This window comes from Sphingomonas sp. PSPC2-2 (genome assembly GCF_049897725.1).
Lineage (GTDB): Bacteria > Pseudomonadota > Alphaproteobacteria > Sphingomonadales > Sphingomonadaceae > Sphingomonas.
This window is the reverse complement of sequence record NZ_JAFCWU010000006.1, coordinates 156,294-180,065: the sequence shown is the minus strand read 5'-3', so window position 1 is coordinate 180,065 and position 23,772 is coordinate 156,294. Positions and strand designations below refer to the sequence as shown.

The 23,772-nt window shown below is 64.3% G+C and carries 28 protein-coding genes; 16 read left to right on the top strand and 12 right to left on the bottom strand.

All coding sequences use genetic code 11. The features are described from left to right. Positions 1 to 21 precede the first annotated feature (21 nt). Together ACP7BY_RS12750 and ACP7BY_RS12745 are read left to right on the top strand one after the other, a co-directional pair. A complete protein-coding gene (locus tag ACP7BY_RS12750; protein WP_137902861.1) occupies positions 22 to 2,121 on the top strand; it encodes a flagellar hook-associated protein FlgK in 2,100 nt (699 codons plus the stop codon). Between the two features lie 10 nt (positions 2,122 to 2,131). After that, a complete protein-coding gene (locus ACP7BY_RS12745) occupies positions 2,132 to 3,040 on the top strand; it encodes a flagellin (RefSeq protein WP_033966269.1) in 909 nt (302 codons plus the stop codon). Between the two features lie 57 nt (positions 3,041 to 3,097). Here ACP7BY_RS12745 and ACP7BY_RS12740 read toward each other — a convergent pair whose 3' ends face one another. Both ACP7BY_RS12740 and ACP7BY_RS12735 read right to left on the bottom strand, forming a co-directional pair. Then, positions 3,098 to 4,918, bottom strand: coding sequence for a hypothetical protein (locus ACP7BY_RS12740; protein WP_137902860.1), 1,821 nt, complete (start codon positions 4,916 to 4,918; stop codon positions 3,098 to 3,100). Further along, complete coding sequence (locus ACP7BY_RS12735) at positions 4,918 to 5,157, bottom strand: hypothetical protein (RefSeq protein ID WP_126848005.1); 240 nt, start codon at positions 5,155 to 5,157, stop codon at positions 4,918 to 4,920. Before ACP7BY_RS12735 ends, ACP7BY_RS12740 begins: the two co-directional genes overlap by 1 nt. 84 nt (positions 5,158 to 5,241) lie before the next feature. Between ACP7BY_RS12735 and ACP7BY_RS12730 the strand changes: the two genes are divergently transcribed. Continuing rightward, positions 5,242 to 5,646, top strand: a complete 405-nt coding sequence (locus tag ACP7BY_RS12730) for a flagellar basal body-associated FliL family protein (protein ID WP_033964179.1) — start codon at positions 5,242 to 5,244, stop codon at positions 5,644 to 5,646. Here ACP7BY_RS12730 and ACP7BY_RS12725 read toward each other — a convergent pair. The 4 genes from ACP7BY_RS12725 to ACP7BY_RS12710 are packed head-to-tail and all read right to left on the bottom strand — an operon-like array spanning position 5,618 to position 8,152. Next, a complete protein-coding gene (locus tag ACP7BY_RS12725; protein ID WP_137902859.1) occupies positions 5,618 to 6,208 on the bottom strand; it encodes a MotE family protein in 591 nt (196 codons plus the stop codon). The genes ACP7BY_RS12730 and ACP7BY_RS12725 overlap by 29 nt on opposite strands. Continuing rightward, positions 6,208 to 6,579 (bottom strand): DUF6468 domain-containing protein, encoded by a 372-nt coding sequence (locus ACP7BY_RS12720; RefSeq protein ID WP_126848011.1) that lies wholly within the window; start codon positions 6,577 to 6,579, stop codon positions 6,208 to 6,210. The genes ACP7BY_RS12725 and ACP7BY_RS12720 overlap by 1 nt, the downstream gene beginning before the upstream one ends. Beyond that, positions 6,576 to 7,604 carry a flagellar motor switch protein FliM gene (fliM, locus tag ACP7BY_RS12715; protein ID WP_033964161.1) on the bottom strand — a complete coding sequence of 343 codons (1,029 nt, stop codon included), beginning with the start codon at positions 7,602 to 7,604 and terminating at the stop codon, positions 6,576 to 6,578. Before fliM ends, ACP7BY_RS12720 begins: the two co-directional genes overlap by 4 nt. After that, positions 7,601 to 8,152, bottom strand: coding sequence for a flagellar basal body-associated FliL family protein (locus ACP7BY_RS12710; protein WP_052192238.1), 552 nt, complete (start codon positions 8,150 to 8,152; stop codon positions 7,601 to 7,603). Before ACP7BY_RS12710 ends, fliM begins: the two co-directional genes overlap by 4 nt. 114 nt (positions 8,153 to 8,266) lie before the next feature. On the opposite strand from ACP7BY_RS12710, the gene ACP7BY_RS12705 reads away from it, so the two are divergent. The 8 genes from ACP7BY_RS12705 (at position 8,267) to ACP7BY_RS12670 (ending at position 13,870) form a co-directional block, all read left to right on the top strand. Next, positions 8,267 to 9,010 carry a flagellar hook basal-body protein gene (locus ACP7BY_RS12705; protein ID WP_033964162.1) on the top strand — a complete coding sequence of 248 codons (744 nt, stop codon included), beginning with the start codon at positions 8,267 to 8,269 and terminating at the stop codon, positions 9,008 to 9,010. A 37-nt stretch (positions 9,011 to 9,047) separates the two neighbouring features. Beyond that, positions 9,048 to 9,833, top strand: coding sequence for a flagellar basal-body rod protein FlgG (gene flgG / locus ACP7BY_RS12700; protein ID WP_033964163.1), 786 nt, complete (start codon positions 9,048 to 9,050; stop codon positions 9,831 to 9,833). Next, entirely contained in the window at positions 9,830 to 10,291 is a 462-nt protein-coding gene (gene flgA / locus ACP7BY_RS12695; RefSeq protein WP_033964165.1) for a flagellar basal body P-ring formation chaperone FlgA, read from the top strand. Before flgG ends, flgA begins: the two co-directional genes overlap by 4 nt. Before the next feature lie 49 nt (positions 10,292 to 10,340). Continuing rightward, entirely contained in the window at positions 10,341 to 11,099 is a 759-nt protein-coding gene (gene flgH / locus ACP7BY_RS12690; protein ID WP_033964166.1) for a flagellar basal body L-ring protein FlgH, read from the top strand. Between the two features lie 266 nt (positions 11,100 to 11,365). Next, positions 11,366 to 12,190: a flagellin gene (locus ACP7BY_RS12685; protein WP_033964167.1), complete on the top strand. Its 825-nt coding sequence runs from the start codon at positions 11,366 to 11,368 to the stop codon at positions 12,188 to 12,190. 158 nt (positions 12,191 to 12,348) lie between these two features. Further along, on the top strand, positions 12,349 to 12,759 hold the full coding sequence (locus ACP7BY_RS12680; RefSeq protein WP_010407172.1) for a hypothetical protein: 411 nt from the start codon (positions 12,349 to 12,351) through the stop codon (positions 12,757 to 12,759). Positions 12,760 to 12,824: 65 nt separating this feature from the next. Next, on the top strand, positions 12,825 to 13,505 hold the full coding sequence (locus tag ACP7BY_RS12675) for an EI24 domain-containing protein (protein WP_033964169.1): 681 nt from the start codon (positions 12,825 to 12,827) through the stop codon (positions 13,503 to 13,505). Further along, entirely contained in the window at positions 13,502 to 13,870 is a 369-nt protein-coding gene (locus ACP7BY_RS12670; protein ID WP_033964170.1) for a hypothetical protein, read from the top strand. Before ACP7BY_RS12675 ends, ACP7BY_RS12670 begins: the two co-directional genes overlap by 4 nt. A gap of 7 nt (positions 13,871 to 13,877) precedes the next feature. On the opposite strand, the gene queG is transcribed toward ACP7BY_RS12670, so the two are convergent. Then, a complete protein-coding gene (queG, locus tag ACP7BY_RS12665) occupies positions 13,878 to 14,939 on the bottom strand; it encodes a tRNA epoxyqueuosine(34) reductase QueG (RefSeq protein WP_137902858.1) in 1,062 nt (353 codons plus the stop codon). A 48-nt stretch (positions 14,940 to 14,987) separates the two neighbouring features. Between queG and ACP7BY_RS12660 the strand changes: the two genes are divergently transcribed. The 3 genes from ACP7BY_RS12660 to ACP7BY_RS12650 are packed head-to-tail and all read left to right on the top strand — an operon-like array spanning position 14,988 to position 18,431. After that, on the top strand, positions 14,988 to 15,911 hold the full coding sequence (locus ACP7BY_RS12660) for an ABC transporter ATP-binding protein (protein ID WP_033964172.1): 924 nt from the start codon (positions 14,988 to 14,990) through the stop codon (positions 15,909 to 15,911). After that, positions 15,908 to 17,152, top strand: a complete 1,245-nt coding sequence (locus tag ACP7BY_RS12655) for an ABC transporter permease (RefSeq protein ID WP_137902857.1) — start codon at positions 15,908 to 15,910, stop codon at positions 17,150 to 17,152. The genes ACP7BY_RS12660 and ACP7BY_RS12655 overlap by 4 nt, the downstream gene beginning before the upstream one ends. Positions 17,153 to 17,189: 37 nt before the next feature. Continuing rightward, positions 17,190 to 18,431, top strand: coding sequence for a cytochrome P450 (locus ACP7BY_RS12650; RefSeq protein WP_033964182.1), 1,242 nt, complete (start codon positions 17,190 to 17,192; stop codon positions 18,429 to 18,431). On the opposite strand, the gene ACP7BY_RS12645 is transcribed toward ACP7BY_RS12650, so the two are convergent. Together ACP7BY_RS12645 and ACP7BY_RS12640 are read right to left on the bottom strand one after the other, a co-directional pair. Next, positions 18,418 to 19,233 (bottom strand): hypothetical protein, encoded by an 816-nt coding sequence (locus ACP7BY_RS12645; RefSeq protein ID WP_033964173.1) that lies wholly within the window; start codon positions 19,231 to 19,233, stop codon positions 18,418 to 18,420. The genes ACP7BY_RS12650 and ACP7BY_RS12645 overlap by 14 nt on opposite strands. Before the next feature lie 75 nt (positions 19,234 to 19,308). Beyond that, positions 19,309 to 19,590, bottom strand: a complete 282-nt coding sequence (locus ACP7BY_RS12640; RefSeq protein WP_033964174.1) for a hypothetical protein — start codon at positions 19,588 to 19,590, stop codon at positions 19,309 to 19,311. 136 nt (positions 19,591 to 19,726) lie between these two features. On the opposite strand from ACP7BY_RS12640, the gene msrB reads away from it, so the two are divergent. Further along, positions 19,727 to 20,218 carry a peptide-methionine (R)-S-oxide reductase MsrB gene (gene msrB / locus ACP7BY_RS12635; protein WP_033964183.1) on the top strand — a complete coding sequence of 164 codons (492 nt, stop codon included), beginning with the start codon at positions 19,727 to 19,729 and terminating at the stop codon, positions 20,216 to 20,218. Positions 20,219 to 20,248: 30 nt separating this feature from the next. Here msrB and ACP7BY_RS12630 read toward each other — a convergent pair whose 3' ends face one another. Then, positions 20,249 to 20,797, bottom strand: coding sequence for a CHAP domain-containing protein (locus ACP7BY_RS12630; protein WP_033964175.1), 549 nt, complete (start codon positions 20,795 to 20,797; stop codon positions 20,249 to 20,251). Positions 20,798 to 20,999: 202 nt separating this feature from the next. Between ACP7BY_RS12630 and ACP7BY_RS12625 the strand changes: the two genes are divergently transcribed. Then, positions 21,000 to 21,452 carry a hypothetical protein gene (locus ACP7BY_RS12625; protein WP_033964176.1) on the top strand — a complete coding sequence of 151 codons (453 nt, stop codon included), beginning with the start codon at positions 21,000 to 21,002 and terminating at the stop codon, positions 21,450 to 21,452. Here the strand turns inward: ACP7BY_RS12625 and ACP7BY_RS12620 are convergent. Both ACP7BY_RS12620 and ACP7BY_RS12615 read right to left on the bottom strand, forming a co-directional pair. Continuing rightward, the gene (locus ACP7BY_RS12620; RefSeq protein ID WP_137902856.1) at positions 21,449 to 22,879 is read right to left on the bottom strand and encodes an MFS transporter; all 1,431 of its coding nucleotides are present in this window, start codon (positions 22,877 to 22,879) and stop codon (positions 21,449 to 21,451) included. The two genes, ACP7BY_RS12625 and ACP7BY_RS12620, sit on opposite strands and share 4 nt — an antisense overlap. Beyond that, positions 22,876 to 23,709 (bottom strand): SDR family NAD(P)-dependent oxidoreductase, encoded by an 834-nt coding sequence (locus tag ACP7BY_RS12615; protein WP_033964177.1) that lies wholly within the window; start codon positions 23,707 to 23,709, stop codon positions 22,876 to 22,878. Before ACP7BY_RS12615 ends, ACP7BY_RS12620 begins: the two co-directional genes overlap by 4 nt. Positions 23,710 to 23,772: the final 63 nt, after the last annotated feature.

Here is a 23,772-nt window from a genome sequence, read left to right as displayed (position 1 = left end):
GGATGACGATGGGGGCCGGTCATGTCGCTTAGCGAAATTCTGGGGTCGGCGACGTCGGGGCTTGCGGCGGCGCAGGCCGGCCTGCGCACGGTATCCAACAACATCGCCAATGTCGGCGTGGCGGGCTATGCGCGCGAAAAGGTCTCGCTGGCGACCCGCGTCCATTCGGGCGGGGTCAGCGGCGTCGTCATCGGCGAGCCGCAACGCATCGCGGATCGCTTTCTCGAAGCCTCCGTCTATCAGCGTGGCGGAGACTTCGGTCGCGCCGATGTGACGTCGTCCTACCTCGATCGGCTCCAGTCCTTGCTGGGACAGCCAGGCGATGCGTCCAGCTTGCCTGCAAAGCTCGATTCAATTTCGGCGTCCGCCATCGCGCTCACCGGATCACCCGGATCGGCCCAGACGGTCGCGTCGTTTACCGGCAATGTGCAGGACGCGATTTCGTCGATGCAACAGCTCAATGGCGACGTCACGAACCTGCGCGGCGATGTCGAATCCGAAGTCGGCACAACGGTCGACCGGATCAACGGGCTTTTATCCCAAATCAATGATTTGAATGGAACCGTATCGCAGCAGGTCGGCCAAGGTCGCAGCACCTCGGGAGCGGCCGATCAACGTACGACGGCGCTTACCGAACTTAGCAGCTTGGTCGCGATCACGGTACGCGATCAGCCGGATGGCCGGGTTTCTATCGAAACCGCCTCGGGTGCGACACTCCTTGACCGGCGTTTGCGACAATTATCGTATGCTGGAACCGGGAGTGGCGATGGGGCACAGGCCGCGTATCCGCCGATCGACATCCGCTTTGCCGATCCTGGCGGTGCCTCCCCGGCAACGGGCGAACGAATCGAAACCGCCGCAGCTGGCGGGAAGCTTGGTGGCCTGCTGGATCTGCGAGACCGCGCGCTGCCGCACTTTCAAGAGCAACTCGGCACAGTGTTCAGCGGGATGGCGGAAGCGCTCAATTCGGTGTCGAATGCGGGAACGACGGTTCCCGCACCGACCGAACTGGACGGACGGCAGACCGGACTCGTCGGCGGCGACCGTCTGGGCTTCACTGGTTCGGCAACGTTCGCAGTGCTCGGCACAAGCGGCAAGCTGGTAGCCAGCACCACGATCGATTTCTCCAGCCTGGGTGCGGGCGCGACCGTCAATGACGCCGTCACGGCAATCAACGCCGGCCTCGGTGGCGCAGCCACCGCGAGCTTCACCGGCGGCGTGCTGACCCTGAAGGCGGCGGGCGGCGGCAACGGCGTTGCCATCGCGCAAACGCCCGGCACTCCCAGCGATCGCGCCGGAATCGGCTTTTCGCAGTTTTTCGGCATGAACGACCTCGTCCGCAGCGACACCAGCATGCTGACGCCGACCGGCTTCACCGCGAGCGACCCGCACGGGTTTGGAGCCGGAGAAACCGCCAACATTGTGCTGCGCGACGTGTCAGGGCGTGCGCTGACCAGCTATACGCTCACGGGCTCGGTCGGCCCGACCATTGGCGATCTGGTTACCGAGTTGAACGCCTCGCCCTTGTCCAAATACGGCAGCTTCGCACTCGACCAGCGCGGCCGGGTGGAGTTTAGCCCCCTCACAGGCTTGTCCGGGGCCGTCTTGTCGGTCCCATCGGACTCGACCAACCGGTTCGGCAGCGGCGTCTCCTTCAGCTCTTTGTCCGGGCTGACGGGTGCGACAAGCGGCCTGGGACAGGCGAAGGTGCGCGGCGACATCAACGTCAACCCCAACAAATTGCCGCTCGCAATGCTTGATACAACGGCGGCAGTCGGTACCAAGGCGGTCGGCGCGGGCGATATTCGCGGTGCCACGGGATTTGTCGATCGGCTGGCCAAGACCATCGACCTGGGCAAGGACGGGGTCGTTACCCTCGATCACGTGTCGAGCGCATTGCTTGGCGGTGCCGGATTGCAGGCCAGCCAGGCCAAGACCAATCTGGACAACGCAACATCGCGCCGCGACGATGCGATCAATCGTCGAGACAGTTTTTCGGGCGTCAATATCGACGAGGAATTGTCGCAGATGGTCGTGCTGCAAAGCAGCTATTCGGCCTCGGCCCGTGTCATCAGCACCGCCAGCAGCATGTACGACACGCTGCTCGCGATGATCCGATAGGAGCCGCCTTATGACCCGCATCGCCACCGTCCCGCTCCAACAAGTCATGTCGAACGCCATTCAGCGGGCGCAGGCCAGACTCGCGACATCGCAGCAAAATCTCGCGACCACCAAGAAAGCCAATACTTTCGCTGACCTTGGCAGTGAATCGGTCCGCAACCTTTCGGCGCATAGCATGCTCGCGCGCCAGAGCGCGGAGACGACTGTGGCAAAGCGCGTGCAGACGACGCTGAGCCTTTATGATGCGCAGCTATCCAGTATCGATACGTCTACCGAGAACCTCCGCCAAAGCATCCTGACGGCGCTGGGCAACGGCCAGACGAGCGGTCTGCAATCGACGATCGACGGCGCATTCGAACAATATCGCAACGCGCTGAACAGTAGCGAGGGCGGCGTGGCCATGTTCGGTGGATCCCAAACCGACACCCCGCCGTTCAAGCCCAAGGCACTTAGCGATCTCGTCGGATTGGCGCAGACCGATGCGTTCGCCAATGACAATGTCGTGGCATCGGCACGTATCGCGGACGGGGTTGATGTCCCTTATGGTGTCGGTGCAAGTGCCGCAGGCGGCGGTCTTTACACCGCATTCCAGTCTCTTGCCCTGGCAGGGCCGATCGGCGCGACGCTGACCGCAGCCCAAAAGACCGCCCTGACGTCCGTAGTCGATCAATTGCAGACCGGCCTTGGATCGCTGCGCGCGGTGAACGCTGAAAATGGCCGCCGGACCACGCAAGTTGAATCGATGATCAATAGCGGCGACCAGCGGACGACGTTGCTCACCGGGGTGATCGGCGCGAATGAGGACGCCGATCTGGGCCAGGTTGCGACCGATATCTCGCAGCAAAAGACGATCCTGGAGGCGAGCTATTCAGTGTTTTCGCAGCTCGCCGGTCTGAGCCTTGTGCAATATCTGAAATAACCGCGACAGACCCGCGGTCTTCGCCGATATATCCATCGGCGAAGGCCGCGATGCTCGCTAACCCGGGGTGGAGGCGAGCAAGTCCGCGTAGACGCCCGCCGGGCTGGCCGACGGGATCGCCGCCATTGCCGCACTGATCTGTGCAGAATCGATCTTCCCGACCGGGCTGGTCAGCACATCGAACACCCCCGCACTGGGCAATGTCGCAAAAGCCGCCTGATAGCGCGCCCGCAGCGCTTGCAGCTTGTCTTCCCGACCGATCATCGCCAGCGCGATTGCATGGCGAAGGATGGTGGCCTGCGCCACCTCGCTCAATCCCACTTTGGTCGGTAGCGACGCCGCCGTCACGGTGGCCAATGCATTCCAGTCACGCCGCCGCCACAGGATTTCCGCACGGATCGCGGCACCGTCGGGCACTTCAGCAAGCGCCGCAAAAGCCGCGTCGGTCTTGCCCAGCAATGCCAGCGCCACCGCCTCGACACGCTGGCGATCCCAAACCATCGCGGGGGAATAGGTTGGCCCGCTACTGTTCCGCAAAGCCTCGATCGCCTTTGCGGGGTCGCCCGCCAGAATGCGCAACGTGGCGACGCGCACCGACAACGGCCCTTTGGCGACATCGCTGGCCCGCGCGGTAAGTTGATATTGGAGCAGTTCGGCCGCCCGCGCATACAGGCCCGCTGCCTGAAGCCGATCGGCCAGATGCACTGCCAGCAGGTCTCCGTCAGCGCCCGCCGGAGTAAGCTCGCGATAGTCCCAGAACAGGCCCGCCACGTCGGGCAAGGCCATCTTCGAATCCGGAGCGAGCATCGCGGTGAGCGATTGTTGAAGCTGCGAGAGGATTGGTCCCGCCCCTGCGCCGAGATTGCAGTAGCGCAGCAAGGTCGATCCTGTGCGCAACATCGCAACCGGATCATGCGCTGCTTGCGCTTGGGCAAATTCGACTTTCAGAATGCGACGTTCGAGATCGTCACCGCGCCAGCCGAAACGCATCGCACTAAGCTGTCGAACGGCTGCGGCTGGCGCGATCCGACGCTGTGCGATACCAACCGTCGCCAGGCCCAATGCTGCCTCAACGCGTTGCCCGCGATCTGCCGCAGCACCCACCTTCTCGAACTGGCGACGGGCATGTCCAAAATCGGCCTTCCCCAAATAGGCACGGCCACGCAGGATGCTGGCCTCGGCGCCCGCATCCTGTCGTTTCAACCAGTGCAGCGCCTGCGACCAACGACCGTCGTCGAGCGCGGCCCGGATTGCTGCCAGGGCAAAGGGGCGTCGCTCAAGGGATGGACGATGGTTGATCGTCGGCAACGCGCAATGCACCTCTGCCAAAGCGCCGCCCGGATTGCCCGCATTCTCTTGAGCCCGTAATCGCCAAGCGCAGGCTTCGGCATTGCCCAACAAGGCCGGGCCGGAAAGAGCGGACAGTGCTTCGCCAGTCCGACCGAGCCCCGCCAACGTCGCGCCGCGCGCCAGTTGGAAGGCGGGTACCAACAGCAGATCGGGATCATCGGTGGCCATCACCTGCAGTATGCCGAGCGCTTCGGGATAGCGCATTTTGCCGATCAGGCTGCGCACCTGGACCCAGCGCGCCGCTTGCCGCGTAGCCGGCGTTGCGCGCGCCAAGGACGCCCACACGTCCGCTTCGGGCTGCACGGCCCATGCAGCGCCATCGGCGAATGCGGGCTGTGCGGCCAGGATCGGGGCAAACCCTCGAAAGCGCGGGGGGCGCGGCAACTGCGTCGTCGCATTCGCCGCAGATGCCGCTGCGGAAGGCGCGGCGGTCGCCACCGGCCCGGGCGACGCCGGTGCAGTGGCAGGCGTTGCGGCAAGGGGCGTGGCGGTCGCCGAAGCGAGCGCGAGCAGCGAGACCAGTCGCATCAACGCGCCAGCAACACGGCACCGAGGCCGGCACCGCCCAGGGCGCAGCCCATACAAAAAATCAGCGACGGTACCATCATCCCGCGCTTGACCGGCCCAGATCCGGTTTGGAGGTTCGGCGTGGCGACCACGTCGCCGGCGCGCAAGGGTGCCCCGGTCGACGCTGTGGCTGCCGCTGCCGCCGTTGCGTCGCGGCTGGCAACCACGCGGACGCGACTTGGTCGCTGATCATGACTCATGGTGATACGCCTCTTCCTTTATTGTTCTATTATAGAGGGAGCGTGTCGCCCGCAGTCGTCGCGGTGACACGCTCCGGAGACATCATGCGCCAACGTTTCGCCCGAGCCATTGCCGCACTGCCAATCGTGATCGCCAGCACCGGCGCGTCCGGCGGCGCGAGCGAGCCCGCCCACGCGGCACCGCAATATGTCGCACTCGACCCCTTCGTCGTACCGATCGTGGACTCGGATCGCTTGACCGGCAATTTGCGGCTCAAGCTCGTCCTCGACGCCGGAGATGCAGCCACTGCCGAGAAGATGAAGCTGCGCCTGCCGATATTGCGCCAGGCCGCGATGGGCGGCGCGATCGACTTTGCGCGCTTGCATGCGTCGCCTTTCTTGCCGGTCAATGCGGAACTGTTGGAAGGGAATTTGACAGCCGCCATGGCTGGCCCCGATCTCGGCCACGCGCGGGTGCTGATCACGGAGGTGTCGGCGACGAACGGCTGACCGGTTGCGCGGCGCGCACCGGCCCCTTTGTAACACCGGCAGCCGGCTTCTTCCCCGCATTTGCATTGCGGCGCGCCAAGGCCATGCTCAAATTGGCGGCCCCTTGCGGCGTCATGCTCGCCAAGATCAGCGCGGTCGAACGATCCCGCATTTTTTGTGCCACCTGCATCTGCACATCCATTTCGAGTTGTTCGAAAACAACTGCGGCACGGGCAGGCTTCATCGCCTGATAGATCCGCGCCAGATTGTCATATTGCGGTGCGCTCGGCGCGGCCGCGTCAGCGACGGCGGGCTTTGCGGCGGTCGCCGCCTCCTGTCGCGCGGCCATATCAGCTTTCAACCGCGCCTCCGCCGCGCGCGCGGCCTGTTCGCGCATGTCCAGCGCGCGGTTGCGCTTCTTGGTCGCGGCGTCGCGCGCGCCAAGATCGCCCTGGATGGCGCTGCCCAAACGCGTCGGTTGCGGCTGATCCGCCAATGCTGGCAGCGCGGCGGTAACACCGTTGGCAAAGATCGACAGCCCGGCGGCCATGGCGGTCATCACGAGCAATGAGGGGCGACCCATCAGGCGTCCGCCCCAATATAGGCCGCCAGAGTACGTTCGGCATGGGCGCGCTGGTTGGCGGCAGACGTTGCCTCTACGATCCTGTCGGCGGCAGCGTCGGCGATCTCGATGATGATCCGCAATTCATCGCTCAGCTTGCGGGCATCTTCCGAGCAGCGTCCATTGGCGGCAATGCCATGCGACAGCATCGTCTTCATTTCCGACAGCACGGTCTTCGCGCGCTCGGTCGAAGCGTCCAGTGCCGCCACAACGTCGGACAGCGGCGCATTGCGCATCGCCTTCAGGCTGCGCATCATCCGCACGCTCTGGATCAGGACCGCCGCACAGAACAGCGCGGTGGCGATATTGGTACAGGCGACGAAATTCATCATGCGCACTCCTGATACGGGCTTCGGGATATAGCGGTGATAAGGCGGACGGCCATCTTGCCGCTGCGCTGCCCGATCTGGGCGCGCCCGAGCGGAACGCCACCGCATCGCAGTTCCAGCGGCGTGTCCGGGCTCTGCGACAGATTGACGACATCCCCTACCGCAAGGCCACGCAATTTATCGAGGGACATCGCCGCTTCGCCGAGCACGACATCGAGCGAGATGTCGGTCTTGCTGATTTCGGAGACCATATGCTCTTCCCAAATATGGTCGCGCCCGCTCTTCTCGCCCATAAAGCGCTGCAACAACTTTTCGCGCACCGGCTCGAGCGTGGCATAGGGGAGCAGCATCGAGAATTTGCCGCCACGACCGTCCATGTCGACCCGGAAGGTCGCCACCGCGCAGATATTACTGTTTCCTGCGATGGCCGCGAAGCGCGGGTTGGTCTCGATCCGCTCCAAACCCATGGTGATTGGCTCGATCGGTGCGAAGGCTTCCGAAAAGTCGGCAAGCGCCAGATCCAGCATACGCGACACCAGCTTGGTCTCGATCGTGGTGAAGGCGCGGCCGTCGATCAATACCGGCGCACTGCCCCCGCGACCGCCGAGCAGGGCATCGACGACGGCGTAGATCAGGCCGGACTCGACCGTGACGAGCCCGTAATTCTCCCATTCGTGAATGTGGAAGACACCAATCATGGCAGGCAATGCAACGCGCCCTACGAACTCGCCAAAGCGCGTCGAAGTAACCTCCTCCAGACTGACCTCGATCGCGTCAGAGGTCAGATTGCGCATCGAGCTGGAAAAGGCGCGCACCACACGGTCGCACACCACCTCCAGCATCGGCAGCCGTTCATGCGCGATAACCCGCGATTCCAGTACCGCGCGCAGGCCCTTCTTGGCCTCTTGCGGGACACCGATATCGCCGAACATCGCATCGATGGCGGCTTGATCGAAAGTGCCGTCGCCCAATACCGCCCCACCCATGGGGACATCGGGAAGGTCGAATTCCTCGAAATCGTCGCTCATTGCTGCACCAGGTCTTCGATCAGCACGTCCTTGACCGATCCTTCCCCAAGCGCGCCGGTCGTGCGCACCAGCAGTTCCTCCTTCACGCGAAACACCGCTGCCGAACCGGCAAGGTCCTCCGGGCGCAATTCCCGCAGGAACGGCTGATACGCGTCGAGCACCAGCGGCAGGCCTGCCTTGATCGCGTCATCCTTCATCGTGCCGGGCACGAGCATGACGTGCACCTTCAGAAAGCGGGCCGCGCCGTCCGGCGAGCGGATGTTGACGACCATTGCCGGAATATCGACAAACTTTACGCCTTCTTCTCCACCGCCGTGCTTGGCCGCCTCGGCTTTGGCCGCCTCAGCTTTGGCTGCCTCCGCTTTCGGGTCGCTCTTGCCCCCCAACAGGAAGAAGGCCGCACCACCGCCTGCCAGCAGCAGCAAGACGATTGCCGCAACGATGATCAGCAGCTTCTTCTTGCCCGCCTTGGGCGCTGCGGGGGCCGCCCCCTCCTCGCCTTCTTCGCTCGTTGTGACGTTCGGTTCCGACAAGGCCCTAATCCCCATGATTGTTTCGCCGCGCGGTCAACCCGCTGGGCAATTCCATCCTATTATAGGATCAATGGGCGGCAATTTCTGCCTAGTGGTCCAGATCGACAAAGATTTTGAAAGCAACCGCTGATGGATGTCTCTTCCTATGTGCTGCTAAGCCACGAGCAGGCGTTGCGACGTCGGCTCGACGTTGCGGCGAACAACATGGCCAACATCTCGACCGTGGGCTTCAAGCGCGAACAGCCGGTATTCCACGATTATGTCGAGCATGCCGACCAGGCGGTGACCGAAGACGCGAAAACAACCGCATTCGTGCTGGATTACGGCGCAACGCACGACACTACGGCAGGTGCGTTTCAGGCCACGGGCAATCCGCTCGACGTAATGATCGACGGCCCAGGATATCTTGCGGTCGAAGCCCCGGGTGGGGCGACCGCTTACACCCGCGCGGGGCTAATCCATGTGCTGCCGTCGGGCGATTTGGGCACGATCAGCGGGCAGCGACTGCTCGGCGAAGGCGGCAAGCCGATCAATATTCCCCTAGAAGATGCCGGCAACCTTTCGGTTGCGGCCGATGGCACCGTGTCGGGAAAGACCGGCCAGCTTGGACGCATCGCGGTTACCGTCTTCCCCAGCGAAGCCGGCGTAACCCCGCGCGGGGACGGGCTGATGACCGCGACCGGCGGGCGCGAACTTCCGGCAGCCGAAACCAAGTTGCGCAGCGGTGGCGTCGAAGGATCGAATGTCCAACCGATCAGCGAAACCGCCGACATGGTCGAGATTTTGCGCGCGTACCAATCCAGCCAGCAAATGTCCCAGAGCATGACCGACATGCGCCGCAAGGCGATCGATCAACTCGGCAAGATCGGCTGATCCCCCACCCCACTTCCTTGAGTGAAAGGCCCATATCATGCGCTCTCTTTCGATCGCCGCGACTGGCATGCTCGCGCAACAGACCAACGTCGACGTGATTTCAAACAACATCGCCAACATGAACACGGCCGCTTTCAAACGGCAGCGCGCAGAGTTTCAGGACTTGCTGTATCAGGAGGTTTCGCGTCCGGGCTCGGCCTCCGGCGGCGCAGATGCGAAGATCCCGTCCGGCATTCAGATCGGCGCGGGTGTCAAAACAGGCGGCGTCTACCGGATCCTCGAACAGGGCGCGTTGACGCAGACCAGCAATCCGCAGGACGTGGCGATCCAGGGCAAGGGCTATTTCCAAGTCACGCTTCCCTCGGGCGAAACGGGTTATACGCGCGATGGCAGCTTCCAGATTTCCGACCAGGGCGAGCTGGTGACGCAGGATGGCTATGCCGTTCAGCCCGGCATCACGCTCCCGCAGGGTGCCGTGGATTTCAATATTTCCAAGACCGGCGAGGTTCAGGTCACCCTGTCGGGCAACCCCACCCCGCAAACGATCGGCCAAATTCAGCTTGCGTCCTTCATCAACGAATCCGGACTGGAGGCGAAGGGCGGCAACCTGTTCCTGGAAACCAATGCGTCCGGCAAGCCCACCGCCGCCAACCCTGGTGAGCCGGGTTTTGGTACGCTGAGCCAGGGTTTCATCGAAGCCTCGAACGTCAATCCCGTCTCGGAAATCACCGCGCTCATCAGTGCCCAGCGTGCCTATGAGATGAACAGTCGCGTGGTGAAGACGGCTGATGAAATGCTCTCCACTACGGCGCAGATGCGATGAGCACGCCCCTCGGTCGCGCGGCACTCTTTGCGCTGCTGGCGTCTGCGCCGGCCATCGCCTGGGCGCAGCCGCCCGAGGCGGTCCGGGTCGCAGTGCTCGACCATCCGATCGCGCGCGGCGACGTGCTGGCCCTGGCCGACTTTACCGAGGATCAGCGTCCTGCGGCACAGGCACGCATGGCGCTGCCGCCGCGCGATTGTGCCGGGCTCGAAGCGCGTCGCGCGCTTCCTTCGGGATCCATCGTCATGGCGTCCGACCTGATGCCGCAGCAGCTCGTTCGTCGCGGGGAGCCCGTGATGATCCGCGTGGTCAGCGGTGGCCTGACGATTTCCGCCAGCGGGCGTGCGCTTGCCAGCGGGGCGAAGGGCGAGATGGTGCGTGTCGTCACCAACACCACCAGCCGAACCCTCGACGGCATCGTCGACGGCACCGGTTCGGTCCGCATCGTCGCACCTTGAAGAACGACCCGATCCGCCTTCCACCTTCGGCCGAACCGAAAGAACCGCTATGAAAAAGACTCTTGCGCTGCTTCTCCTCGCCAGCACCCTCGCCGGATGCGGCATACCCGGTCGCCTGGCCAGTGTTGGCAAGGCACCGAAGCTCAGCCCCGCCGGTGCCGACGATGGCCCGGCGCTGGAGCCCTCGCTCTCGGCCCCGTCCGATCGGCGCGGCCAGGCCCGCGCGGCCACGACCCCGCCGCCGGCACCCAATGCGTCGCTCTTTCGCACTGGCGCGGGTGCGTTCTTCCACGACCAGCGCGCCTCGCAAAAGGGCGACATCCTGACCATCCGCATCAACATCGCGGACAAAGCGGACTTGGGCAACGCAACGACCCGCACCCGCGGCGGTACCGAAACCAGCGGCATCAGCGCCTTGTTGGGGCTACAGAACCCGCTGACCAAAATTCTGCCCGGGCAAGTCGACCCGTCGAAGCTGGTCGATACCAAATCCACCTCAGGCTATAACGGTGCCGGCACGGTTGCGCGATCCGAAACGATCAACATGACGATGGCGGCGATCGTCACCGATGTGATGCCCAACGGCAACCTGATGATCCGCGGGCGCCAGGAAGTGCGGGTCAATTTCGAAATGCGCGAGTTGATCGTAACCGGCATCGTCCGGCCGCAAGACATTGGTCGCGACAACAGCATTCCGCACACCCAGATCGCCGAAGCGCGCATCATCTATGGCGGCAAGGGTCAGTTGACCGACGCGCAACAGGCACGTTGGGGCCAGCAGATTTATGACGCGCTGTTCCCTTTCTGATATCCCTAATATTTTGTTTTATTTCTGATGCTTCCATCGCCGATTGGCTCGTTTTCCCGCGCGCGGGAAGGCGGGCCAATTGCGTCGCGATGACCATGGCCGCGCCTTCATCTTTTGGTAACCTTCAATAAATTGCCATTCGATTTTGGTAATCCAATAACTTTCCCAAAATGGAGAGGTGAGCGGCATTTCTCGCCGAACATCGCCGGGGTGGCGTCTAGCCCCAGGCCGCAGAATGCGGCTCTCAATCCTAGAAGGAAATTGCAATGAGCTTTTCGGTAAACACCAACGTCGGCGCAATGACGGCTCTCCAGAGCCTGAGTGCGACCGGCAAGTCCCTCGCGACGACCCAAACCCGCATCACGACCGGCCTGTCGGTTTCTTCGACCAAGGACGATTCGGCTTCGTACACGATCGCCCAGGGCCTTCGTGGTGACGTGGGTAGCCTGAAGTCGGTCAGCTCCTCGCTCAGCCGCGCCAAGAGCGTTGTTGACGTGGCAACTGCCGGCGCCGAGCAGATCTCGGATCTGGTCAACCAGATGAAGGCAAAGGCAACGACCGCCAGCGACACCGGCCTTGATGCCGCCAGCCTGTCCGCCAACGCGAAGGATTTCACCGCGTTGAAGGATCAGATTGCCACGGTTATCTCGTCCTCGTCGTTCAACGGTACGAACCTCCTGTCGAGCGTTTCGGCGGGCACCGTCAAGGCACTGCAGTCGACCGATACGACCGCAGCCACCCTCGACGTCGCCAACCAGGACTTCGAAACAGGCGTCACGACGGCGATTGGTGCCACCTTCACGACCGCTGCGGGCGCGAAGACCATGGTAACGACGCTCAACACCGTGTCCGACACGATCAACGCAAGCCTCAGCACGCTGGGTTCGGCTTCGCGCAAGATCGACAGCCAGATGACCTTCGTCAGCAAGCTGTCGGACACGATCACGACGGGCATCGGCAATCTCGTCGATGCGGATCTGGCCAAGGAGTCTGCAAATCTGCAGGCACTGCAGGTCAAGCAGCAGCTCGGTGTGCAGGCGCTTTCGATCGCCAACCAGGCACCGCAGGCGATTACGTCGCTGTTCCGTTAAGAGAGATCAGCGGCCGCGTATCTGGTCGCTGCACTGGGGTCGACGCGGGAAACCACGTCGGCCCCTTTTCTTTTTTACCCTGCGTTTCATCGGTCGCGGCGACCGAATGCGGGCGCGATCCCCGCTATAATGGAACAAGGATAACAGGAGTTTGAGCATTGTCGCTGCGCATTAGAGAGATAGCCGACGGGCTGGGCAGCAGGCTCCGTGTCACGGCCGAAGATCGCCATTCCGGCAGCCTGGTCATTCTGGAACGGGGCGACCTGAGCAACGGCACGCGTGCGCTGCTCGATCGCTATGGTGCCGAAGTGTTGCGCGCCTTTTTGATGGCCGCACGCCTGTCCCTGTCGGGTGGGCTTCCCGACGAAATCGTCGGCGGCCCGTTTGCGACGCAATTCCGGCTGGTGGTCGACCCCGTCGTCAATCTGGCCCTGACTCAGGACGGGGGTCTCGTCGCCCTCGATATCCCGGCGTCCTTGTGGGACCGGCTGTATGCCGAGCTTTGCCTGATTTCGGCCCATACCAGCGAAGGGCTGCGCGCGCCCGCGCGATCGCCGCGCTACAATTAGCGTCGCGCGGCGGTTAGGCGGCACGCTGGTTTCGTATTTCACGATCGATCGCTAAGACTGCGGCCATGCTCCGCGCGTTCCTCCTCGCGATTGGCCAGCTTGGCGACCGCGCCTTTGCCGCCGTCTTCCTGAAATCCCTCGCGGTGACCCTGGCGCTGCTCACGGCGGCGGGAGGCGGGCTGTGGTATGGTGCAACCCGGCTGGCCGCATGGCTCGGCTGGGAGACGCATATGGGGGGGCTGCTCGGCGCACTTGCATTGCTCGCCGCGTTCGGGCTTGGCTGGCTGCTGTTTCGTGTGATCGCAATTGGCGTGATGGGCGTGTTTGCCGACGACATCGTGATTGCGGTGGAGGCCAAACACTATCCCAGCGCCCTTGCCACCGCGCGCACCGTGCCGCTAATGCGCGGTATCGCGCTTGGCGTGCGGTCGGCGCTGCGGGCGATCCTGATCAACATCGCGCTGGCCCCGATCTATCTCGCATTGCTCGCCACCGGACTGGGCACCTGGCTGCTGTTCTTCCTGGTCAATGGGTGGCTGCTTGGTCAGGATCTCGGCACCATGGTCGCCGCGCGCCACATTCCCGATGCGATGATGCGAGACTGGCGCAAGACCGGCGCGGTCGATCGTTTCGCGTTGGGGGTTGCGGGCACCGCCCTGTTCATGGTTCCCGTGCTCAACCTGTTCGCGCCGATCCTTGGCGCGGCGATGGCCACCCATCTGTTCCATGCGGGGCGAAACACATGAAGCTTCTTGGCGCTTTGACGGCGGGGCTGCTTGTCGCAGGCTGCGCGACCACTGGGGCACCAGCGCCCAGCACGGTGCGCCCGCCGCTCATCCCGATCCCGACTGGAACGGCCGGGCTTGACCATGTGCTGGGGACCAACGCCGCCAATCTGACGCGGATGTTCGGGGCCCCGGTCGCCGATACCCGCGAAGGCACCGCGCGCAAGCTGCAATTCGGCAATGCGACCTGCGTGCTCGACACCTATCTCTATCCCAAGGGCACTGCCGAGCCTGTCGTCACCTATCTCGACGCGCGCCAGAACGACGGATCGCCGATCGACCGCGCGAGCTGCGTCGGGGCGTTGCAGGCGGGACGACGGAAGTAGCGCGCGCCTAAGCCAGCCGCGCCAGCGCCCATCCCGCAGCTTCCGCCACCACGGCATTGGGATCATCAAGCAGCCGCGCGACCGGCGCGCGTAGCGTAGCATCGCCGCTATTGCCCGCCGCGATCAGGCAATTGCGCATCATCCGGTCGCGGCCGATGCGCTTGATCGGCGAGCCGGAAAACACCTGGCGGAACGCCGCGTCGTCAAGCGCAAGCAGATCCGCCAGCGCCGGTGCCGCCAGTTCGGCACGCGGCCGAAAGGCGCGGTTGGCATGCGCGGCCTCGGCAAACTTGTTCCACGGGCACACCGCGAGACAATCATCGCAGCCATAGATGCGGTTGCCGATGCTCTCGCGAAATTCGTGCGGGATCGGCCCGGCATGTTCGATCGTGAGGTAGGAAATGCAGCGGCGCGCGTCGAGCCGGTACGGTGCGGGAAAGGCATCGGTCGGGCAGGCGCGCTGGCACGCGTCGCACGAGCCGCAGCGGTCGCGCTCCTGCGCCTCCTCCGCACCGAATTCCGCCACCTCCAACGTCGTGTAGATCGCCCCCAGAAACAGCCAGCTTCCCTCGTGGCGGCTCACCAGATTGGTGTGCTTGCCCTGCCAACCGAGCCCTGCCGCCGCCGCCAGCGGTTTTTCCATGACCGGCGCGGTATCGACGAACACCTTGACGTCGATGCCCGGCACCTCCCCCACCAGCCAGCGTGCGAGCGCTTTCAGCGCGCGTTTGACGACGTCGTGATAATCGCCGCCCTGCGCATAGGTCGAAATCCGCCCGATGCCACCTTGCCCGGCCAGCGCCAGCGGATCGCGCGCGGGGGCGTAGCTCATCCCCAGCGCAATGACGCTGCGCACCTCGGGCCACAGGCCAGCGGGGGATTCGCGGTGATCGGCACGCGCCTCCATCCAGATCATCTCGCCGTGCCGCCCCTCGGCCAGCCACTGCCGCAGCCGCGCCGCCGTCTCGGGCGCGGCATCGGCGGAGGCGACACCGCAAGCGGCGAACCCACATTCGGACGCCTTCGCCACCAGGCGGGCATGGAGTGACTTGTCGAACTGCACCACCACCCGCTACCACGGGCACTGCCCAACAGGGAATTGGGCTGGAACAGGGAATTGGTGTTGGGGCAGGAATTCGCGGTCCGCGCATCGGGCCTGGTCAAGCGCTTCGGCGACCGGCGCGTCGTCGACGGGGTCGATATCGCGGTGCCAACGGGTACGATCTACGGCGTGCTCGGCCCCAATGGTGCGGGCAAAACCACCACGCTGCGGATGCTGCTCGGCATTATCGAGCCAGATGGCGGGACGCGCACGCTGCTCGGCCATGATCGCCCGCGCGACGCCAGCGACCGCGTCGGCTATCTGCCCGAGGAACGCGGCCTGTATCCCGCGATGCGCGCCAAGGATGCGATCGCCTTCATGGGCGCGTTGCGCGGGCTCGATCTCAAGACCGGGCGCAAGCGCGCGGTGGCGCTGCTCGAAGCCAACGGACTTGGCCATGCGGTCGACACCAAAATCCGCAAATTGTCGAAGGGCATGGCGCAGCTCGTGCAATTGCTGGGTGCTGTCGTGCACCAGCCCGATCTGCTGGTGCTCGACGAACCCTTTTCCGGGCTCGACCCGGTCAACCAGGAACGGCTGGAGGCGCTGATCCTCGCCGAGCGCGATCGCGGGGCAACAGTGCTGTTTTCCACGCATGTGATGGCCCATGCCGAGCGGCTATGCGACCGGCTCGCGATCATCGCGGGCGGCAAGCGCCGCTTCGAGGGCACCGTTGCCGAAGCGCGCGGACTGCTGCCAATGCGTGCGCATTACGTGCCCGAACGCGACGATGCCGCCATCGCCGCGCATCTGCCGCAAGACGCCATGCATGATGGGCAAGGATGGCATTTCGAAGTGCCAGATGGCGGGGTCGAGCAAGCGCTCAGTCGGCTGATCGGCGCGGGCCACGGCATTGCCGGGCTCTCGATCGAACGCCCCGGCCTGCATGATGCGTTCGTCCGCATTGTCGGCAAAGCCGCCCTGGAGCAAGGCCAATGAGCAAGCTGCCGCGCATCATCCGCCAGACCTTCACCATCGCCCGGCGGGACTTTGTGGCGACGGTGTTCACCCCCACCTTCCTGCTGTTCCTGCTCTCGCCCTTGTTCACGATCGGCTTCGGCCTGGTCGGCGGGATGGGCGCGTCGAGCGTGGCCAGCGGATCGACCGACAAGACCCGCATCGTCGCGATCGTCGCCCCCGCACAGCAGGCGGCGATGCGCGCCGCCGACGCACGGCTGCGCGCGATGTTCCCGCGCGGGGATCGTCCCGCCACGCTGACGCTGGAAAATCCGACGGCCGACCCGCAGGCACAGGCGCGCGCGGCCTTCACCGTGCGCAAGGGGGCGGATGTCTCCGCCGCCTTGTTCGGCGATCTTGCCCACCCGACGATCCTCTACGATGGCCAGGGGCGCGGCGATGCGCGCTATATGGCGGCGCTGGCCGAGGCGACGCTGCGCACCAATCCTGCGCAGACCGCGCCGCTCAGCACCGCGACGCTGACCTCGATCGCGCGCATCGCGCCGACCGAGGGCGGGCACAAGCAGGCGGCGTTCATCGCCGTTATCGGCATCTTTTTCCTGACGCTGCTGCTCGCGGGCCAGGCAGTCGGCACGATGATGGAGGAACGCAGCAACAAGGTGATCGAGGTGCTCGCCGCTGCCGTGCCGCTGGAAGCGGTGTTCTTCGGCAAGCTGCTCGGCATGTTCGGGTCGGCGCTGCTGTTCGTCGCCTTCTGGGCGACTTTGGTCAGCCAGGTCGGTGGCATCCTGCCCGCGCAATATGCCGGCGCGATCGGCCAGATCGGCCCGGCGGTGGGCGTGCCGATGTTCTTCCTGCTGTTCTTCGCCTATTTTGCAATGGCCTATCTGCTGCTCGGTGCGGTGTTCCTCGGCGCGGGCGCGCAAGCCTCGACCCCGCGCGAATTGCAGATGCTGTCGCTGCCGATCACCATCATCCAGGTCGCGATGTTCGGGCTCGCGCTAAAGGCAATCGGCGCACCCGAGGCTGCAACGACGCGCTTTATCGAGCTGTTTCCGCTGAGCTCGCCTTACGCAATGGCGGCGCGCGCGGCCGACAAGCCCGACCTGTGGCCACACGCCGCCGCGCTTGGCTGGCAGGCTTTGTGGGTGGCGATCGCGATCACGATCGGCGCGCGTGCATTCCGGCGCGGCGTCCTCAAATCGGGTAGCGGAGGACCGCTGTTCCGACGGCGAAACCCTGTTGACATGAGTGTCAGTTAGGGCTTTTCTCTCTCCATAAAAAGACAGGAGAGTGATGATGGCGACTCTGGCACCCGAAGCACCCGTGCGCGCGGTCGATCCGCTCGATGTCAGCCGTCCCGAACTCTATCGCGACGACGTTTGGCAAGCACCGTTCCGCGAGTTGCGCGCGACATCGCCGGTCCACCGCGTCGAGCATTCGGACTTCGGCCCCTATTGGTCGGTTTCCACCTACAAGCCGATCATCACGGTCGAATCGCTGCCCGATCTGTATTCGTCGCAGGCCGGCGGCATTACGCTCGCCGACTTCATCGAAAATAACCCGACCGACGTGCGGATGCCGATGTTCATTGCGATGGACCGTCCGAAACATACCGGGCAGCGCCGCACCGTCGCCCCTGCCTTCACGCCTTCCGAAATGGTGCGGATGAGCGACAATATCCGCACGCGCACGTCCGAAATTCTCGACTCGCTCGACTGGAATACGCCGTTCGACTGGGTCGATACCGTTTCGGTGGAGCTGACCACGCAGATGCTGGCGATCCTGTTCGATTTTCCGTGGGAGGAACGCCGCAAGCTGACCTTCTGGTCGGACTGGGCGGGCGACATCGAGCTCGCCAAGAATGACGAACTGCGCCTCGAACGGCTGAAGCACATGTATGAATGCGGTGCCTATTTTCAGAATTTGTGGAACGCCAAGGTCGGCAAGGATCCGACCCCCGATCTCATTTCGATGATGATCCATTCCGACGCGATGGCCGAGATGGATCAGATGGAGTTTCTCGGAAACCTGATCCTGCTGATCGTTGGCGGCAACGACACCACCCGCAACACCATGAGCGCGGTCGCCTACGGTCTCGACCAATTCCCCGACCAGCGCGCGAAGCTCGAGGCCGACCCATCGCTGATCCACAATGCCGTGCAGGAAGTGATCCGCTGGCAAACGCCGCTCGCGCATATGCGCCGCACCGCCACCGCCGATACCGAATTGGAGGGGCAACAGATCAAGGCCGGCGACAAATTGGCCTTGTGGTATCTGTCGGCCAATCGTGACGAGAGCGTGTTCGAGAATGCCGACCAAATCATCGTCGATCGTGCGAATGCGCGTCGGCACTTGGCGTTCGGGCACGGCATCCATCGCTGCGTTGGCGCACGCCTCGCCGAATTGCAGGTTTCGGTGTTGCTGGAAGAGATGGCCAAGCGGCGGATGCGCGTAAACGTGCTCGGCGAGCCCGAGCGCGTTGCCGCCTGTTTCGTCCATGGCTATCGCAAGTTGCCGGTCGAGATCAGCCGGTACTGACCGCGCGGACGCGTGGACGTTGCCCCGCGGCCCAGCCGAACCAGGCGACCGCAGCGCCCGCGACCAGGCCGGTGAGCAGTAACGGTGCCACCGGCAACAGCGCGAGCGAGCGATAGGCCGCGTCCCAGCCATAAGTCGCGCCGAGCGTGTCGAACACTATCGTCTGTACCAGCAGCACCGCACCAGCGACCGCAAAGGGTTTGCCGTGGCGCGGCGCGCTGACATAGAGCCATGCGGTCAGGGCGAGCGCCACCACGCTCGACAGGCGCACCGACCAGGCGAACAGCGCGAAATCGTGCGGGCCGTGAATGACCAACCCCGGCACGAACCCAGCGAATACCCGGCCGACAATCGGCATGATCAGCGGCAGAGGCGTCGCGAGCAGATACCGCGCGTGCAACTGCACTCGGCCGCGTTCGGCCAGCGCGTGGTAATAGAGATAGCCCAGCAGCAGCGTCGAAATGAGATCCATCGTCGCGAGCCGTGCGCCATAAATCTGGTAGAAGGGGTCACCTGCGGCGGTTGCGGCGGCCATGCTCCAGATCACCCCCGCGCTGCCGGCGAAAAACACCGGAAAGAGCACGAGGCTCGCCATCCCTCCACGGCGATGCAGCGCCATCTGCCGCGCATGCGCCGACCAGCTTTGCACGCCGAGCAGGATCAGCCACAAGGTCGCGCTGATGCCGTGGAGATGAAAGCCCCAGGGTGCCTTTGCCAATATCGAAAAATAGCCCGGCCAAAAGCCGAGTACGGTCAACGCGAGCAGGGCGGCGAGCCAATACGGCGCGTAGCGGAACGGCATCGGTTTTCCCCCGCATGCCCCCGCATGCCGACCGGAGGATGCAGATCGGCATCTGCCGAGTCAAACCATCATTGCTCAGTTCGGCTTGGCGATCGCTTCCGCTACCACCGGCTCGCCCGCGCCTGAGCAATCGCCATTTTCTCGCGCGATTGCCGCTGGCTTCTTGCGGCCCATCGTCCAGTTGGCCTGCATCCGCACGCGTGGATTGGGCGCGCACCAGATTTCACCGGTCTCGTTGATCGCGGTGACCCAGATGAGGTTATGCTCCTGGCCGTAATCGATCACGGCGAAGGCGTAGCCTGCGCCCTTGTCGAGGACATGCACCGGAAGCGGCGGATCGAGTTGCTGCATCGTCATATGCCAAAAGCGCGCGAGATTGCAGGCGGTTCCGGGCGCAGTGCATCCATCGGGGGAAAGCTGCGTAACTATTGTGTCGCCGCGCACGTATAGCCACATGACGCCCGAAAAGAGGACCCTATCGATGCCCGCCCTGATGCCCCACCGCCGCCAATTCCTCAGCCTCGCAGGTACCGGTGCTGCCGCGATTGCTCTATTCGGTTGCAAGGGAGCCACGGCGAGCGCGCCCGAGCAGTTCGAAGTGGTGCTGAGCGATGCCGCGTGGCGGAAGAAGCTCTCGCCCGCCGCTTATGTCGTGCTGCGCCACGAAAGCACCGAGACGCCCTTTACCAGCCCGCTCAACAGCGAACATCGTGCGGGGGTGTTCTCTTGCGCGGGATGTGCCCTCCCCGCTTTCTCGTCGAAAACCAAGTTTGATAGCGGCACGGGCTGGCCGAGCTTCTGGGCACCGCTGCCCAATGCCGTGCGCACCCGCGCCGACGGTTCGCTCGGTTTCACGCGGACGGAGGTGCATTGCCGACGCTGCGGCGGCCATCTTGGCCATGTGTTCGATGATGGCCCGCAACCGACGGGCAAGCGCTATTGCATGAACGGCGTGGCGCTGAGCTTTACCCTCGGCAAAGCGTAACGCCGGGCCGCAGCGCGGCGGGTTGGCGGCTTAGAAGCGCGCCGCCCCCTGGCTGAGCGAGGCCAGGATGATCGGGGCCTTGGCGGTGCTGTCGATTGCGTCGTCGCCCTGGTCGTTCAGGGGCGCATGTTCGGCATAGATGAAGCCCTTGGTCGGATAGGCCGAGGTGCCAAGGCCACCCTGCGGGCCGTACCAGACCTTAACCCGCGTCCAGTCGCCCTTTTCCGAAATGTCGATCGCGCGGACATCGCGCTCGACACCGCCGCGACGCGACCAATTGGCGTGGGTCAACAGGACTTCGCGATCGCTGACCACTTCGCTGACCATAGCAACATGGCCGAGGCGCATGTGGCTGGTCGAGGCAAAAGCGAGCACGGCACCGACCTTGGGGGCATGGCCGCGCGCATAGCGACCGGCGGCCTGGCCCCACCAGGTGTTGGCATTGCCGCGGATCTCGATGCCAGAAATCATCCGTGCATAAGGCGCGCACTGCCAGAACTGGGCCATCGCTGGGGTCGCCGTCATCAGGGCGCAAGATACCACCAGCGCAAAACGCGCTGTCAAAGTCCGGATTGTCATGTGACCCCCTCAGGTCGCGATGAATTCGTTGAGTGTCTCAAAGCAGTTCATAGCGGGGTTGGAAACCCCGCCACGCGGCGAACGGAACCATTTCCGACGAAGTGAGTTTGTCGCACGATGGGTGGCTTTTCGCCGCTGCCGAAACAGTGCTTTTGGATGATGCCCGCTCGCCAACGGACCAGCACTCGGCTAAGAATCGGCCATGAACCGCAGCATCCTGGTGATCGCCCTGCTCTTGACCGCTTGCTCGCGGGAAGGCGCGTTCAGCAACGATCCGTCGCTTTATCAGAGCAATACCACGACCCTCACCCCAGGCGTGCAGGCCGTGCGTGTCGGTGACGGCGGCCCGGCCTATCCGGCCTGCGCCAGTTCCGGCGTGGTCGTGAACGTGTCGCCCGAAGGCGAGGCCTATCTGCCGCTCCGCGCCGCCCCCTTTGCCGAGGCGCAGGAAGTCGCCCGGCTTGGCGAGGGCGCGAAGCTGTTCCTGTGTCAGCGCTCGCTCGACCAACGCTGGCAGGGCGTGGTGGTCGCGCCGACCGATTCCCCGCAACTGGATTGCGGGGTAGCGGCCACGCTGGCCAATGCGCGCCCCTATGCGGGGCCATGCAAATCGGGCTGGGTGTTGAGCAGCTTCGTCCGACCCGTAGCGGGTTAACCCCGCGCCGCCGAAACCAGCCGCGCATCATGGTCCGCGCGCCCGAACGGAAAACGCGCATAGCAAAGCCCCGCCATCCCGTAAAAGGCGAGCTCCAGTGCGATAAACACGATTGTCAGCCGGTCGAGCGTCTCAGCCGGCACCATCCCGGGGCGCGCGCCTTGCGGAAACTGCGCAAACGCGAGGATTGCGCCGGCCAGGAAGATGCCGAGCCCGCCGACCAGCTTTTGCACGAAAAACCCACCGGCAAAGAACACGCCTTCGGATCGTTTGCCGGTGCGCACTTCGGATTCCTCGACCACGTCCGACAGCATTGCCGCGCCCAGGATAAAAGCTGAAACACCGCACGCGGTGTTGGCCGCAAAGATCGTCAGCAACACCGGCAGCAGCAGTGGTGAGCCCGGCTCTGGAAACCAGCCCGCCAGCCGCAGCACATAAGGGGTCACCAGCAGCACGGCGGCACCAAATGACGCGATCATGCCGATGCGCGGCTTGTCGCCGCCCCTGGTCAGCGCGGGGGCCAGGAAGAACGCCCCTACTGCCCCGATCATCAGCGCGAGCGACAGCCAATTGAAATCGCGGCCCGCAAATTGCCAGACGAACTGATACATATACGTTGATAGCGCGAACGACACGCCTTGCGCGGTATAGGCGAACACCCCCGCCGCCATCAGGATCAGAAAGCCGCGATTGCGGACGGTCCGGAGAAAATCGGCAAAATGCTCGGCCAGCGTTTCCTGCGATTTCGGGATTTGCGGTAGCAGCGGAATTTCATGGTGTAGCCCGATCGACGACACCACGATCGATACTGCCATCACCACCGCCGCCAGCGTCGCCATGCCGGCATAGCCATTGCGGTTGAGAATCCCCACCGGATGCGTCGCGTCGGGCACCAGGAACACGCCATAGGCCAGCGCCAGCATCGCCAACCCGCCTCCCCAGCCGAACAGATAGCGATAAGAGAACATCCGGGTGCGCTCGTCATAGTCCGAACTGAGTTCGGGCCCGAGTGCCGAGGACGGAATCTCGAACGCCGACAAGGCGATCCGCACCAACAGCGCACTGCCAAATACATAGAAGCCAAGCGCCGCGTGCGACCAATGCGGCGGGTTCCACAATAACAGCCAGCCAATCGCCACCGGCAGTGCCGAGGCATACATCCACGGATGCCGCCGCCCCCAGCGCCCTCGCGTATGATCCGACAGATAGCCGACCAGCGGATCGACAAACGCCTCGACCACCAACGCCGCCATGATCGCCACGCCCACCAGTCCGGCGGGCAAGCCGATCACCTGATTGTAGAACAGCAGCAGGAAGGTCGCGAAGCCACTGTCCTTCACCCCATAAGCGATCGAACCGAGCCCGAACGACCAACGGCTACGCGCGCCGAGGCGTCGCGCCGCCGGGATCGCGAGCGGCGGGGTCACGCGGTAAACGCCTCAAGGCTGGAAAAGAGCGACGGCGTCTTCGGGTCCCAACTGTGACGCGGGCCGATCGTCATGCCGCCATCGACGACGATATGCGTACCGGTCACGAAAGCTGCGTCCGCGCTGGCCAGATAGGCGACGGCGGCGGCGATGTCGTCGGCGGTGCCCGCGCGCTGCAAGGGCTGCGCGTGCGCTGCGACCTGTTCGATCATGCCATTGGCCATCACGCGCTTTTCGCCCGAAATGCCGAGTGCCGAGGTGAAGATGTTGGTGGTGATGAAGCCCGGGCACACCGCGTTGACGCGGATGTTATGCTGCGACAGGTCGGCGGCGGCAAGCGTCGTCAAATGCAACACGCCAGCTTTTGCGACCGAATACGCGGTCGGTGCTGCGCCGGTCTGGAGTGCTGCGATCGACGACGTGTTGACGATCGCCCCGCCCTTGCCGCGCGCGATCATCAGCGGGGCGGCATAGCGGATGCCCATCGCGACCGAGCGCAGCAACAGGCTTTGCGTGCGATCCCAATCCTCGGGCGAAATCGCGTCGATCGTCTCGCGCGCGCCGCCCGCCCCGGCATTGTTGAACAGCACATCGATGCCCCCGGCATCGTCCGCCGCCTGTAGCAGGGCGGCGATATCGGCGACCTCGGTCACGTCGGTGCGGAGAAAATGGATGCGCCCGTTGGAGGTTTCGGCAAGGTCCTGCCCGCCGGCGACATCGACATCGCCGATCCACACTTCCGCCCCTTCGCGCACCAGCCGCAGCGCGGTAGCACGTCCAATTCCTGAGGCTCCGCCGGTGACGACGGCGCGCTTGCCCGCAAAACGCATCTCACTCTCCTGTGTTTTTGTCACCTTAGTACGGGTCATGGGCCGGTCAATCCGTGCTGTCGT